Source organism: Catalinimonas alkaloidigena (genome assembly GCF_029504655.1).
GTDB classification, from domain to species: domain Bacteria; phylum Bacteroidota; class Bacteroidia; order Cytophagales; family Cyclobacteriaceae; genus Catalinimonas; species Catalinimonas alkaloidigena.
Window position 1 is genome coordinate 6,198,070 of the sequence record NZ_JAQFIL010000001.1, and the last position, 13,406, is coordinate 6,211,475.

General features: G+C 43.6%; 11 protein-coding genes. 5 read left to right on the plus strand and 6 right to left on the minus strand.

Annotated elements, in window-relative coordinates; translation table 11 throughout:
• The first annotated feature begins 3 nt into the window (after nucleotides 1–3).
• Both OKW21_RS25080 and OKW21_RS25085 read left to right on the plus strand, forming a co-directional pair.
• Nucleotides 4–1,020, plus strand: coding sequence for a Gfo/Idh/MocA family oxidoreductase (locus OKW21_RS25080; RefSeq protein WP_277484952.1), 1,017 nt, complete (start codon nucleotides 4–6; stop codon nucleotides 1,018–1,020).
• A gap of 12 nt (nucleotides 1,021–1,032) precedes the next feature.
• Nucleotides 1,033–1,989: a carbon-nitrogen hydrolase family protein gene (locus OKW21_RS25085; protein WP_277484953.1), complete on the plus strand. Its 957-nt coding sequence runs from the start codon at nucleotides 1,033–1,035 to the stop codon at nucleotides 1,987–1,989.
• Between the two features lie 18 nt (nucleotides 1,990–2,007).
• Here the strand turns inward: OKW21_RS25085 and OKW21_RS25090 are convergent, their stop codons facing one another.
• From OKW21_RS25090 to OKW21_RS25100, 3 genes are read right to left on the minus strand one after another with little or no spacing between them, the layout of a single operon-like run.
• On the minus strand, nucleotides 2,008–2,754 hold the full coding sequence (locus OKW21_RS25090; RefSeq protein ID WP_277484955.1) for an acyl-[acyl-carrier-protein] thioesterase: 747 nt from the start codon (nucleotides 2,752–2,754) through the stop codon (nucleotides 2,008–2,010).
• Nucleotides 2,755–2,806: 52 nt separating this feature from the next.
• Nucleotides 2,807–3,397: an aminotransferase class IV gene (locus OKW21_RS25095; protein ID WP_277484957.1), complete on the minus strand. Its 591-nt coding sequence runs from the start codon at nucleotides 3,395–3,397 to the stop codon at nucleotides 2,807–2,809.
• Nucleotides 3,390–4,388, minus strand: coding sequence for an aminodeoxychorismate synthase component I (locus OKW21_RS25100; protein ID WP_277484959.1), 999 nt, complete (start codon nucleotides 4,386–4,388; stop codon nucleotides 3,390–3,392). Before OKW21_RS25100 ends, OKW21_RS25095 begins: the two co-directional genes overlap by 8 nt.
• 105 nt (nucleotides 4,389–4,493) lie before the next feature.
• Here OKW21_RS25100 and OKW21_RS25105 point away from each other — a divergent pair, with 105 nt between their 5' ends.
• Nucleotides 4,494–5,261, plus strand: a complete 768-nt coding sequence (locus tag OKW21_RS25105; protein ID WP_277484960.1) for an ADP-ribosylglycohydrolase family protein — start codon at nucleotides 4,494–4,496, stop codon at nucleotides 5,259–5,261.
• The gene (locus OKW21_RS25110; RefSeq protein ID WP_277484963.1) at nucleotides 5,258–6,424 is read left to right on the plus strand and encodes a VCBS repeat-containing protein; all 1,167 of its coding nucleotides are present in this window, start codon (nucleotides 5,258–5,260) and stop codon (nucleotides 6,422–6,424) included. The genes OKW21_RS25105 and OKW21_RS25110 overlap by 4 nt, the downstream gene beginning before the upstream one ends.
• Before the next feature lie 20 nt (nucleotides 6,425–6,444).
• Here OKW21_RS25110 and OKW21_RS25115 read toward each other — a convergent pair whose 3' ends face one another.
• From OKW21_RS25115 to OKW21_RS25125, 3 genes are all read right to left on the minus strand, one after another.
• Complete coding sequence (locus tag OKW21_RS25115; RefSeq protein ID WP_277484965.1) at nucleotides 6,445–8,430, minus strand: tetratricopeptide repeat-containing sensor histidine kinase; 1,986 nt, start codon at nucleotides 8,428–8,430, stop codon at nucleotides 6,445–6,447.
• A 608-nt stretch (nucleotides 8,431–9,038) separates the two neighbouring features.
• Nucleotides 9,039–9,806, minus strand: coding sequence for an SDR family NAD(P)-dependent oxidoreductase (locus OKW21_RS25120; protein WP_277484967.1), 768 nt, complete (start codon nucleotides 9,804–9,806; stop codon nucleotides 9,039–9,041).
• 107 nt (nucleotides 9,807–9,913) lie between these two features.
• Complete coding sequence (locus tag OKW21_RS25125; RefSeq protein ID WP_277484968.1) at nucleotides 9,914–10,789, minus strand: SMP-30/gluconolactonase/LRE family protein; 876 nt, start codon at nucleotides 10,787–10,789, stop codon at nucleotides 9,914–9,916.
• Between the two features lie 861 nt (nucleotides 10,790–11,650).
• Here OKW21_RS25125 and OKW21_RS25130 point away from each other — a divergent pair.
• Complete coding sequence (locus tag OKW21_RS25130) at nucleotides 11,651–13,399, plus strand: PQQ-dependent sugar dehydrogenase (RefSeq protein WP_277484970.1); 1,749 nt, start codon at nucleotides 11,651–11,653, stop codon at nucleotides 13,397–13,399.
• Nucleotides 13,400–13,406: the final 7 nt, after the last annotated feature.

Sequence of the window (13,406 nt, forward strand, 5' to 3'; positions counted from 1 at the left end):
GTAATGTCTCAGAAAATAAATGTCTGCATCCTAGGCTTGGGCAGGGCCGGAATGTTCCACTTACGCTCTGTAAGTTCACTGAATTTGTTCAGGCTTAAATATGTGGTAGACCCTGGTCTTAGCCAAGAGGATGAAATTGTGAAGGCGCATGATTTCATCCTCCTGCAACATATAGAAGCTGCTCTTTCTGATCCTACGCTTGATGCTGTCATCATATCTACTCCTACCCAGTCTCATTATGCCAATATCATACGTGCTTTAGAAGCCGGCAAGCATGTATTTACTGAGAAACCACTGGGAAAAGCAGTAGAAGAGATCAAACACTGCTATGAGCTGGCAAAAGAAAAAAAGTTAGCCCTTCATCTGGGTTTTCAGAGGCGGTATGATGAAAACTTTGTTGCGCTGAAAGCGAGTCTGGCAGACATAGGCAAGATCAGGACCATCAAGACCAGTTCCCGGGATAACCCTAAACCCTCGCTGGATTATCTGAAAATTTCCGGCAATATCTTTCATGATATGCTCATCCATGATTTTGATATGCTGATCTATCTGCTGGGCATGCGTATCCCCCAGTCAATTTATGCCATAGGGCACGCTTATGATCAGGAGATTGCCAATATTCCGGATTTTGACACTGTGCTAGTCACTTTACAATATGCTGAAGGGTTGATCTGTGCCATAGATACCAGCAGAATAGCCACCTATGGCTATGACCAACGTATTGAACTTTTTGGAGAGCATGGCATGGCTATCGCTGAAAATCAGAAGCAAAACAGTGTTCGACTGCATACTGCTGAGGGTATGCATCTGTCTCCCATACAGTACTCATTTCCTCAACGCTATCAGAAAGCCTATGCCAAAGAGATGAGGTCCTTTGGAGAAGGTATTCTAAACAATCAGCTACATAATGTGAGCCTTGAGGAATGTATTTTAGCACACCTCATTGCCGATGCAGCCCATACCTCGGCGACACAGCGGCAGGTGATTGACTTTCAAACATTTTATCATCAGTTTAGCTGAAAATCGTTTCCATTGGCAAAAATAAAAGTAGGCATAGTACAGGATAGTCCGGTCTTTTTTGACAAAGAAGCCTGCCTTCAAAAGGTAGAATCAATTACAAAAAAGTATGCCCGTGAAGGCTGTCAGCTACTCGTCTTTCCCGAATCTTTTATCCCCGGCTATCCTCGGGCTTTTGCTTTTGGCACTAAAGTAGGAAGCCGCAGCGAAGCGGGACGTAAACTCTATGCCAAATACCACCAAAATGCTGTGGATGTAGAAAGTAATGATCTCCTCAGGCTTGAAAAACTTGCTAAAGAACAGCAGGTTTATCTGGCTGTAGGCCTTACTGAGAAAAATAACCGAAATGGAAGTTTGTATTGCTCACTTCTGTATATCTCTCCCAAAGTGGGGCTGATGGGTGTGCATCGCAAAATCAAGCCTACCGGACAGGAAAGAGTAATCTGGGCCGAGGCGGGCGGAGAATCCCTCATCAGTATGCAAACCCGGATCGGCAGAATAGGAGGATTGATCTGCTGGGAAAATTATATGCCGCTGGCACGCATGAGTATGTACCGGCAAGGGGTAGAAATTTATATTGCGCCTACTGCTGATGCACGCCCGGGATGGCAGGCGACAATGCAGCATATCGCGCTGGAAGGCCGCTGTTTTGTCCTGGCCAGCAATCAGTATTTCAAGAGAAGCATGTATCCGGAAGCCTATCAGGAATTGGTAGAAAGTGAGGAAGAGGTGCTGTGCAGAGGGGGCAGTGTCATCATCTCTCCTATGGGTGAAATACTGGCCGGACCATTATACGATCAGGCGGGTGTGCTAAGCGCGGAAATTACTTTAGAAGATATTATCTCTGCCAAACTCGACTTTGATGTGGACGGACATTATGCTCGTCCCGATATTTTTGAGTTGAATATCCAGAACCAATTGGAGATAATACAGGAAGACGAATTGCTTTCAAAACTGAATAAAGAGAAGTAAGCTTCTCTCAAGGAAAAATTACTTTCGCCTCCACTGCAACTTCCCATTGAAACTGGCCTGCTCCTCGCCTTGGCGGTAACCGCTGATCAGGAACTTTTCTGCCTGTATTTCATGCCTGTAAATTTCTACACTGTCCCCTTCTCTCAGTTCAGATTGAAAATTGATCTGCAAGGTTTGTAATTCGTGTTGAGAGAAAAAGTCCAGCGGAAAACTATTGAGCATCCAGCTTACATAGCGAATGTTGTTCACATGCTGGTTGTGATCCAGCTCGGTGTACCTGGCAATTTCCGTATAACTAAGCTTTGCTTTTGTACTCTCCAGTTTCTCTATCGGCTCATCTATTGCGTGTGCTTCATGCTTCAATCGGGCAAAGAAGCTATCCGGGCGAACAGGGCGACGGCTATTAGCATTCAGCATCAGCCAGTAAGAAGTAGCCTGAATGAGTATTTCACCCTGCCCATTACGTACTACAAAATCTCGCAGGGCAAAGAGGCGGTCGGTGCCCTTGGCCCAGGTCTCAATGATAATTTCCTCATGCCACCTTGGAAGCTTTGTGATTTGTAAGAGGAGGCGGGATAGCACCCAGAATAGCTGCTGCTCATCCAGTTGTTGGTATCCTACGCCCAGCTTAAGCGCATGCTCACTGGCTACCTCCTGAAAGAAGCCGCACAGCACATCTGTACGTAAGTGGCGCTGAAAATCCACATCATAAGAGCGTACTGTAAAATGTTGCTGATGCACCAGAGAGGGCGTTGATAAAGGCATGATATTTTTATTAAGGCCAAAAATTAAATTTTCAGACAAATATAAGAAGCCCTTAGAAAATCCGGCTGATCGGCTGTGAAGGGGATAGATCAAATGGGTTCAAAGCATTGACGAATTTGAAATGGCTGTACTGCCCTAAATCTTTCTCCAAAATCTGTTTTTCTTTCACGGTTCCCTGATCCAGCAGAAACTGTCTCTGTACGCCGTTCAGCAAAGGCTGCTCTGAGGTATACCACCGGCCTCCCTGGCTAAAAAGGATATTGGCAAAATAAGTATCCGTCACCACATCTTTTTTGATGATCAGAATATCATCGCACTCTCCTTTTTGTTGAAATAGTGAAGTCAGCGACTCTCGCTCAGCATATTTATAAGTATAGTCAACCTCATGACTGTATACTTTCTTAAGACTATTAATCTGGGGACGCTGGTAAGGCACAAACTCTAGCTGCTTAACCTCATGCTGGTAGAGCACTCTACATTTGTATAAACCCTGAGCATATTTGCTGAGCAAAGGAGAAATGATTCCCGATAGGCTAATTTCCTTATTGAGGCCCCATAAATCTTTACGGCTGCGGTTCATGCGCTGCTCATGATAGTGGAGCAGTTGGACTTCTCCATTTTCTACGCAGATAGATTCAAGCAAAAGGCACATACACTTTGTCAATTAGCTCCTGATATTCGGTTTCCGCCCGGCTGCGCGCAGTGATGCCCCCTCCACTTTTATACACATACTGCCTCCCCTGCTTTTCTATGAAACGAATCATCACAGCACTGTCTACATTCTGTCCATCAAAAATACCCATCACACCGCTATAGTGGCCACGCTCATAGCCTTCCGCTTCGCGGATGATTTCCAGTGTCTTAGGCTTAGGGGCGCCACTGATAGAACCGGCCGGAAGCATGCTCATCAAAATATCTCCTAATTGCTCACGATAATTTTCAGCAAGCTGTCCACAAATCTCCGAGCTCACCTGCAAAAGTTTACCTCTGTAAGTCTCTACTTCTTCCACATAGCGAAAGCGCTTCACCTGGACATCACTGGCAAAATAGCTCATATCATTCCGGATAAGGTCCACGATGGTCACATGCTCCGCCATCTCTTTAGGGTCTGACAGCAGTTTTTCCTGGGCATTGGGGATGCTACTGTCAATCGTTCCTTTCATGGGATAGGAGGAAATTTCTCTGCCTCTGATTTTGATAAAAGACTCAGGGGAGAAAACCACGAACTGATCTTTGTACCACAACTTATAGCGTGCCTTGCTTTGGTAAAAGACCTCTACCAAGCTACGGTTGATCGCGATGGGCGTAGGCAAAGTTAAGTTGACCAGAAAAGAATTCCCCGCTTTCAGATGATGCATTACCGTGTTAAAAGAACGCTGATACGTAGCAAAGTCAACCGGAAATTTCTCAAAAACAAGCGGTTTCAATTCCGTAGCGGCAGATGAATGAGAAGCGTTGGTACGACCGTCAAAATTATAAAGTAGTTGGCCCCTATCAATTTCCTGCAATGGAATTATGATAGGTTTCTTGATCAGGAAATCAATCGCAAAGAGAAAGGGCGTACCATTTGCCCCCAGGGTATTCATCCGCTGCCTGCACCGCTGCTTTTCTTCATGATACATTTGCTTAACCATTGCGCCTCTTTATCAAATTGGTACACAAAATTAGCAAGATCACAGCAAACATCCTTTAGCTCCCGGCTATTATCCATTTATATTGCTTGCTAAACTTCTCTGATTATGTTAGGTGCTATTGCCGGAGACATCATAGGCTCAGTCTATGAAGCTGCTCCTATCAAACGAACAGATTTTCCGCTTTTTCAGCCTGCCTCCACTTTCACTGATGATACGGTGCTGACGGTAGCTGTAGCGGATTGCCTCCTTAATGATAAGGATTATACGGCTAGCTTGCAGGAATACGGGCGCAAATATCCGGATGCCGGATATGGAGGCAACTTTATGCATTGGATTTTTGACAAAGATCCTCAGCCTTACAACAGCTGGGGCAATGGCTCCGCCATGCGGGTAAGTCCGATAGGCTGGGCATTTGATAAACTGGATCAGGTATTAGAGGAAGCCCAAAAAAGCGCGGCGGTTACGCATAATCATCCCGAAGGCATCAAAGGCGCACAAGCCACTGCAACAGCGATCTTTCTTGCCAGAAAAGGCAATAGCAAATCCGAAATCAAAGCTTATATTGAGGAAAACTTTGGCTACGATCTGGGCACAACGCTGGTAGAAATCAGACCACAGTATCATTTTGATGTAAGTTGCCAGGGTTCTGTACCGCAAGCGATCATAGCCTTTCTGGAAAGCAAAAGTTTTAAAGAAAGTGTGCGACTGGCGGTTTCGCTGGGAGGCGACAGTGATACCCAGGCTTGTATTGCCGGGGGTATAGCTGAGGCTTTTTATGGTAGCATACCGGCAGATATTGCCCAGGAAGTTGTGGGTAGGCTTCCAAAAGATTTGAGAAACATTACTGAAAAATTTAAGCTACGCAATACATGAATATACCTTGTGTTACCTTCCTCCTACTTATTAGTTTTTCTACTTTTGCTCAGCAATCCTGGAGAATGCACACGATTGACAGCACTTCTTTTGGCGCTGATGGCACTAAACTGTATCATGCCAATGAAGATAATTTTGCAGACATCATCTGTGGCTGGGAGCAGGGCAACATTGCCCGCCTGTATCTAAACCCTGCCAATACGGAGCTGGACTGGCCTTTTGTAGAAGTGCCTGCCCCGCAGGTAGAAGATGCCCTGCTCGCCGATCTGGATGAAGATGGTTTTGCCGATATTGTTACGTTAAGTGAGGGAAAGCAGCAGCGCATTACTTTTCACTGGGCTCCGGCAGATCAGGTTAAATATGAGCAGAGCGAATATTGGCGGTCCGTAGATGTACCTTCCACCATCGGCAAAACGCGTTGGATGTTCGGCATGGTGATGGACGTAGATGGTAAAAATGGATTGGACCTGGTGGTAGGCTCCAAAGATCCGAACGCTACGCTGGGCTGGCTGGAGGCACCTGCTGATCCACGGGATGTAGCGGCCTGGCAGTTTCACGAGATCAGCCCTGCCGGCTGGATTATGTCTATTCTAAGCCTTGATATGGATAATGACGGCTGGAGAGATGTGCTTATCTCTGACCGCTACGGTGATCACAGAGGCGTGCGTTGGCTCAAAAATCCTGGAAATACTCAGGCGCTTAAAGCACATTGGAAAAGCCATACGATTGGTTTAGAAGAGGGCGAGCCTATGTTTTTAACACATACAGAAGCAGGAGGCATTTATGCTCCTGATTTAAAAGCAGGGCTTTTACATTTTCAGCGAAGCGCAGCGGGACGGTGGCAGGCCGATACTATTGCCTATCCGGACATAGCCGGAAGCCGGGGCAAAGCTGTGAGTGTAGGAGATATAAATCAGGATGGCACAGAGGATATAGCGCTTAGTTTTGAAGGGGCTGAAAATAAAAATGGTGTCATTTGGCGAGATGGCAAAACCCAACAGTTTCACCCCATCAGCAGCCTGGAGGGGATCAAGTACGATCTTGTAGTGCTTATTGATATGGATCAGGATAGTGATCTTGATGTGCTCACTTCAGAAGAAAATAACAACAGTGCAAGCGAAGGCGGCTTAGGTGTGGTCTGGTATGAAAACCCTACCTACTAAGAAAAGCTTAAAGGCAATACTTATCCACTTTTAGAGTATGCCTCCAATTCTCCCATCACTTTCTGTCCGATATATTTCTTAAAATATACGACAAACTCCGACCCTTCTCCTGGCTTACTCCTGACCTCCAGCTTTCCATTATTGCCATGAACAAACTGTTTCACCAGCATCAGCCCTATGCCTGTACCTTTTTCCCGATTAGTGCCTCTGCTGGAAATGCTTTGGCCGGTTTCCACAAATATTTTATCCAGCTTATCAGAAGGTATGCCCACACCACTATCCTTTACATGTACCGCAAAATAAGTATCGTCTTCAGAGTAGAAGAGGTGAATGTCCCTTCCGGCGGGAGTAAACTTGATAGCATTGCCAATAATATTCTGTAAAATAATCTTTACGTGATCCGGGTCTGCATAAATAAATTTGGAACGGTCTGAGGCGTGCTGAATGCATACCTTCTTCTCATGGGCCAGAATATTTGACACAGCGAGAATACTATCCACTACTACTGGTAAGTTTACTTTCAGGAATACCGCACTGATTCCTTTTTGCTGACTGTTAGCCCAATACAAAAGGTTATTTAGCATTTCTGAAACACTTGAAACTTTTCGGTGAAGTTCTTTGAGCACCATTTTTTGTTCTCTAGTATCAAGTAAGCCTTCTCCTATCAATTCAAAGGTTCCCATGATTGAGGCAAAAGGGCTTTTCAGATCATGGCTGATAACTGAAAATAGTTGATCTTTGGTATTATTTAAGGCACTTAACTCCTCATTTTGCTCAGCTATTTTTTCTTTTTGCGAAGCGATATCTGCATTTCTTTCTATCAGCAACTTATTCAACTGGTGCTTTTGCCGATTATTGCGATAAATGAAAGAGGCTGCAATGATGAAGAATAGGCTTACTATGCTGATAATGATAATAATGAGTTTGCTCAGACGATTTTCCTGCTGCTGTAATTGGTTTTCGCGCGCGAGTTGCTGGTTTTCTGCTTCTTTCTGCTGTAAGTGCAGAAAGTTAATTTCCCTTTCCTTAGCCTCGCTGTATAAACTATCACTGTAAGCCTTGTAGAGTGTATGGTAGTGATACGCCTGACCAAAATTTCCCAGGGCAGCATAGCCATCCGAGAGTATCCGCAATGCTCTTTCCATATCCCACTTGGCATGCATGTCGCGAGCAAATTCGTAGCCTTTTAAGGCATTATTCACACATTGCTGATACTTTCCCAGCGCGTAATAGGTTTGCCCCGTTCCAGCATAGGCGAAGCTATTTTCCCATTTACTGCGATATGAGGTATCCTGCAAAACTCTCTGGTAGTAGGCCAGGGCTTCTGTATACTTCTTCATATGGAAATAGATCTCTCCCAGCCTGTTGTGGCTCATGACAATCATGCGGTAATCCCTGATTTTTTTTGCTATCAGAATTACTTTTTTTACATAAAAAATCGCACTGTCGTAGTTTGAGGTTTCGTCATAGCAAAGCCCTATATTAAAGTAGTTTTTGATAAGCTGGGCACTGTCCTTTAGCGCAATATTGAGCTCTGCCGCATTAAAGAGTTCTTTAAGAGCGGCACTGTAATTATGCTGCCCGATATAAACCAGGCCGATTGTATTCAAACCTCTTACATAGCCAGCTTTATCTTTCAGTTCCTTGCTCAACTCCAAAGCCTTGAAATTATTTTCCAAAGCCATGTTATAGGATCCTTTGATATAATATGCTTTCCCCAAAACATACAGGACTTTCATTTCACCTATCTTGTACCCTTGTTGTTGAGCCAGTTTCAGAGCTTCTTCGCAAAAAACAAGCGCACTGTCGGGTTGATCAAACATATACTGCTCAGCAAGTTGCTGAAGAAGCAATACGGAAGTAGTATCAGAGGTAAAATCAGGCTTTAGCTTTTGATTGTTCCACTCACTCAAAAGTGACAGCGTATCTTTTTGGGCAAAACTGAAATTATACGATAATATTATGCAAATAATACTGAGCAAGATGTAAAATCTACCAAATGACATGAATAGTGAGCAGTTTGGGCAAATCGCTGATACTTATACCAATTAAAATATATCGTTAAAATTATGAAGGGGAACCCAATAAAAACAGAAAAAAAGCACCAATACTCTAATCTGTAATGAATGCGCTGATAAAGTAAGTGCTATGCCCAAGAAAGGTACTGAGCTGTGAGGCTTCTTTGTTTGAACCGGAGTATCAAAACGGATGAATTAATCCATATTCGCGCTCCATTATGAGCTTAAAATAGAAAAAGCGCCCCTCCAGGAGCGCTTTCAGTATTGTTTTATCAAAATAAAATATCATACAACGCAGTAAGCAGCCCATGCTGCACATACCAACGTCACTTTAATAGCGATTTCAAATCTTCTTTTAGTATCCATAACTTTGTGTTTTGAATCAGTGTATTAAACGAGAATCCCCGAGCACAAAGTTCACTTTTTTACGAATTATTTTATCATAAGCCTATTTTACTGACAATATCCATATCAAAAACCCCTAATATTTACAATATTAATACTTATTAGAAATTAGTACTATTTCATCACTGCTAAGCTTTAGAGCGCATTAGGGTGTAGAAAATAAGACAAAACCCAGTGTTCAGCAAGAGGAATTATCTTTTACTTCCTGGTATCATCACACCCAGCCCGCCATCAATTCGGTAGGCCTGCCCGGTCATAAAAGCCGCTTTGTCACTGCACAGATAGGCGATAAACTCTCCAACTTCAATGGGTTGGGCAATACGCTTGGTCAGGTGCATATCTACACACTCCTGATAGGGAATTTCCGGATCAGGCGACTGTTCAAAGCCCCAACGCAGCATGGGCGTATCCACAGAGCCTGGGCAGACAGCCACGCAGCGTACCTGAGGACCATAGTCTACCGCAATGCTGCGGGTAAGCCCGATCATAGCGGTCTTGGAAGTCACGTAAGGACAAACATTCCCCTGACTGATCATAGCCTGTACGCTGGAAACATTTACTACTACTCCTTTACCAATTTTTTGCATATGGGGGATAGCGTGTTTGGCACAGAGAAAAGCACTCTTTAGGTTGATATCCATAACCAGGTCCCACTCCTCTTCGCTGGTTTCCGTTACGGTAGAATAACGCTGTATCCCTGCATTACTGACCAGGTAGTTGATCTGCCCGAATTTTTCAACGCCCTTGGCTATCGCAGCTTTGACCTCCTGTTCTTTAGAAACATCGCATTTGATAAAAACAACTTTCTCTCCTGCCTTAGACGCTACATCATTGCCTTGGGCCTCATCTACATCTAAAATGATGACATTGGCACCTTCTCTTGCAAAAACTTCTACGCTGGCAGCTCCTATTCCCTTGCTGCCACCGGTCACAATGGCTGTTCTGCCCTGGTGTTCCATGAGTTTGTCGTTAAATGTTTACCCTGAGTTAAACCGGACCTGATGACAGATCAGGATTCAGGGCCTGGTTAAAAGTTAATACTTAATAAAAAATGCATACGCCTGCTTTACTGAAATAAAGGCTGCCCCGAGGCTAACTTATGGCAAGCTAAAGGAGCGCCTTTCACGCCAAAATTAATCTGATTAATATGATATCTTCCTAAATTTGAAGTATATAATTGATCAAAGTCAGGACCTCCAAAGGCAATGTTGGTGGGATTAGAGAGAGTGTGTCCTTCCCAGTCATCTACCAACTGCTGAACTTCCTGCTGAGGCGTAACTCTGTAAATTCTGTTAGGAGCGTAGCAAGAAACGTATAAATTTTCCTCAGCATCAAAAGCCAAACCATCAGGACAGGTTTGCGGTAAAGTCACGAAAACCGAGCGCTCACCCGCACGACCATCCCGGAGGATAGGAATACGCTCAACACCGGGCAGCCAGGTACAGGCTACATAGAGGGTCTGCTCATCGGGAGATATAGCCAGACCGTTGGCAAAATTAAATGGTCCCGCATGCCATATTTCATGCTTGCCGTCAACACCAAACCTGAGAATCTTTCCTGTCTTTTGCCGAAAAGCCCCGCTCTCACTTACATAAAGGTTTCCCTGACTATCAAACACCGGATAATTTGGGATATTAAACTGATGCCCTTCTGCGCCTTCGGCAAACTTAGTCAACTTACCGCTACTTAGCTCATATTTCCAGACACAGTGCTGCTTGTTATCACAGACTGCCAGCCACTCAGCGGTAGGGTTAAAGGCAATTCCTAATACAAAGCCTCCGGTATTGCTTACTTCTTCTACATGACTGCCATCAGGGGCAACCTTATAAACTTGTCCTGCCTCTCCTCCTGCCCAGATATGCCCATCCGGATGTACAGCCACCCCTTCTACATGGTCCAGGCCTCCTACAAGCTCAGAAACTTGGTTAAGTCGGATTTCCATAGATTGTCAAATTAAGAGCAGTGCTTAAGATAGGGCAAAATTACGAGAAACGGCAAAATTATGTGCCAGCTTCCAGCGGCAGATGCTGACTTTTGATTTAGAAATTTCCAAATAAGGCTTTTACTGATAAAATTTCAGCCTTCATTAGCTATCCCACCACCTGTATATTAGAATAATTCAAATTCATTTAAAGTGGTAACGTACACATTTGGGCATGCTCCTAATATTATCCTATAAAAAAGATGATTTATAGTTTTCTAGTAGAAAACTTGTCAAACTGATAAAACCATTGAGCTTATTGCGAATATTATTTGCAAATATTAATAAAATGCGTAAAAATATTTTATCAATGCCACTGATTAATTCATTTGATTAATTCAAATTTTGGCCAGTAAAATCTTATTAATTGCAAAAAAGCAAAAGTAAATTATAGTTAGCATATTTTGCGATATATATGATAAATACAATTTATAGACTCTACAGTATTTGAAATATAGTAGAATTTTACCCAGAACATATTATTTTCTTGCCTTGTATTTCATCAATGCTTATGTTTACAAGATATAAATTTATTAATACATATAAAACACACATAAGATTTTACTATTGGCTCTATATACAATATTTATCATTACACCAATATTTGTTATCCTTTTTATAGTCTCATTATTTGATAGTCTTATTCCTAATTTAATTCCTATATTGAACAGTGAGAGCTTTGGATATTTTCCGAAAACGAACTTGTTTTTTTATAGCCAAAAATCCTGTAAAAATGATATTTTACATCAAATAATCTTTACAGAAGACCGCTAATCATTGAATTTATACCTTTATTTACACAGAATTGCTTTTACACATTTTATGAATTCCCTGAACTCTGGCTTGTGCTTTAATTTTATCCTTACGCTTTTAGTGCTTGTTGCTTTCACCCAATGTCAGCAAAACAGTAATTTACCTCCCTCTGACCCCGAAAATGGTGGTCTTTATCTGCCCGACGGCTTTGAAGCAGTGGTACTCGTGGATAGCCTCCCCGCTCGAGCCCGGCATCTGGCAGTACGGGATAATGGCGATGTTTATGTCAAAAACAGATTTTCAGACGGCAAGTCTTCCATTACAGCTTTGCGTGATACCGATCAGGACGGGAAGGCAGATATCATTCAAACCTTTGGCGAAACCCATCGGGAAAGAGGCTACGGTACCTCGATGAGAATACATAACGACTACCTCTACTTTAGCACTGAGTTGATGGTCTATCGTTATGCCCTCGATACCGACGATCTGGTGCCTACGAGTGAAATGGAAGTTGTACTCACTGATGATCATGAGCATGGTATGCATGAGCATATTGCCAAACCAATCGCCTTTGATAACGAAGGTTATTTGTATGTTCCTTTTGGTGCTCCTTCCAATGCCTGCCAGGACCCTAAAAGAACGCCCAACGCTCCCGGAATAGACCCATGCCCACAGTTGGCAGACCACGGAGGAGTATGGCGTTTTGATGCAAACAAAACCAACCTTACCCAGGCAGATGGAGAAATGTTTTCTACCGGAATCAGAAGTGTGGTGGCGATGGAGTGGAACCCGTTGGATGAAAACCTTTATCTGGTCATGCATGGCAGAGATGATTTGCTGCGCTTATGGCCTCAGAAATTCTCATCCTGGGAGAGTGCTTTACTTCCTGCTGAAGAGTTTTTAAAAGTTACTCAAGGTTCTGATTTTGGCTGGCCCTACTGTTATTATGATCAGATGCAGGAGAAAAAAGTACTGGCTCCCGAATACGGAGGAGATGGTAATAAAGTAGGCCGCTGCAGCGATTGTGATGATCCTATTATGGGATTTCCCGGCCACTGGGCCCCTAATGATCTGTTTTTCTATACCGGTGAGCAGTTTCCTGAACGTTATAAGCAAGGTGCTTTCGTGGCTTTTCATGGTTCTACCAACCGAGCCCCTTACCCGCAATCAGGTTACATCGTCGCCTTCATCCCTTTTGAGAATGGCGCGCCAAGCGGAGATTTTGAGATTTTTGCCGATGGCTTTGCCGGAGTTGACCCTATTGTCAATGTAAGTGATGCGATTTACCGCCCAATGGGCATTTCCATGGGACCCGACGGATCTTTGTATATTGGAGAAACTGAAAAAGGAAAAATCTGGCGTGTGATGTACAAAGGGGATAAAAATGTGTTTGGAAAAACCCAGCTGGCCAGCATGGAAGAAAGAAAATCTCTATCCCATATCAGAACGCCCGATGAGATAGAGGACAATCTGGATAGAGGAGTGGCGGTAGAGGGAGCCAAGCTATTCAATACCTACTGTGCTACCTGTCATCAGCGCAATGGGCAGGGCGATTCTCAGCGTTTTCCTACCTTAGTAGGCACCAGGTGGGTGTTGGGAGATAAAAAAGAGCTGATTGAAGTAGTTTTGAATGGTCTGGAAGGGCCTATAGAAGTAAAAGGAAAGCCTTATAATAGCCTGATGCCTCAGCACAGCTTTCTGAGTGATGAGGATGTAGCCCAAGTGCTAACTTATGTGCGACAGAACTTTGGAAATAAGGCCAGTGAAGTAAGTACGGAAGAAGTAAGTGCCGTAAGAAAAACTTTGCAAAAGGAATAAACATAGT

Bases quoted from the DNA above. Each gene is read 5' to 3' on its own strand.
- OKW21_RS25100 (WP_277484959.1), bottom strand. From the start codon at position 4,388: ATGGTTAAGCAAATGTATCATGAAGAAAAGCAGCGGTGCAGGCAGCGG.
- OKW21_RS25080 (WP_277484952.1), top strand. From the start codon at position 4: ATGTCTCAGAAAATAAATGTCTGCATCCTAGGCTTGGGCAGGGCCGGA.
- OKW21_RS25105 (WP_277484960.1), top strand. From the start codon at position 4,494: ATGTTAGGTGCTATTGCCGGAGACATCATAGGCTCAGTCTATGAAGCT.
- OKW21_RS25090 (WP_277484955.1), bottom strand. From the start codon at position 2,754: ATGCCTTTATCAACGCCCTCTCTGGTGCATCAGCAACATTTTACAGTA.
- OKW21_RS25125 (WP_277484968.1), bottom strand. From the start codon at position 10,789: ATGGAAATCCGACTTAACCAAGTTTCTGAGCTTGTAGGAGGCCTGGAC.
- OKW21_RS25110 (WP_277484963.1), top strand. From the start codon at position 5,258: ATGAATATACCTTGTGTTACCTTCCTCCTACTTATTAGTTTTTCTACT.
- OKW21_RS25115 (WP_277484965.1), bottom strand. From the start codon at position 8,430: ATGTCATTTGGTAGATTTTACATCTTGCTCAGTATTATTTGCATAATA.
- OKW21_RS25130 (WP_277484970.1), top strand. From the start codon at position 11,651: ATGAATTCCCTGAACTCTGGCTTGTGCTTTAATTTTATCCTTACGCTT.
- OKW21_RS25120 (WP_277484967.1), bottom strand. From the start codon at position 9,806: ATGGAACACCAGGGCAGAACAGCCATTGTGACCGGTGGCAGCAAGGGA.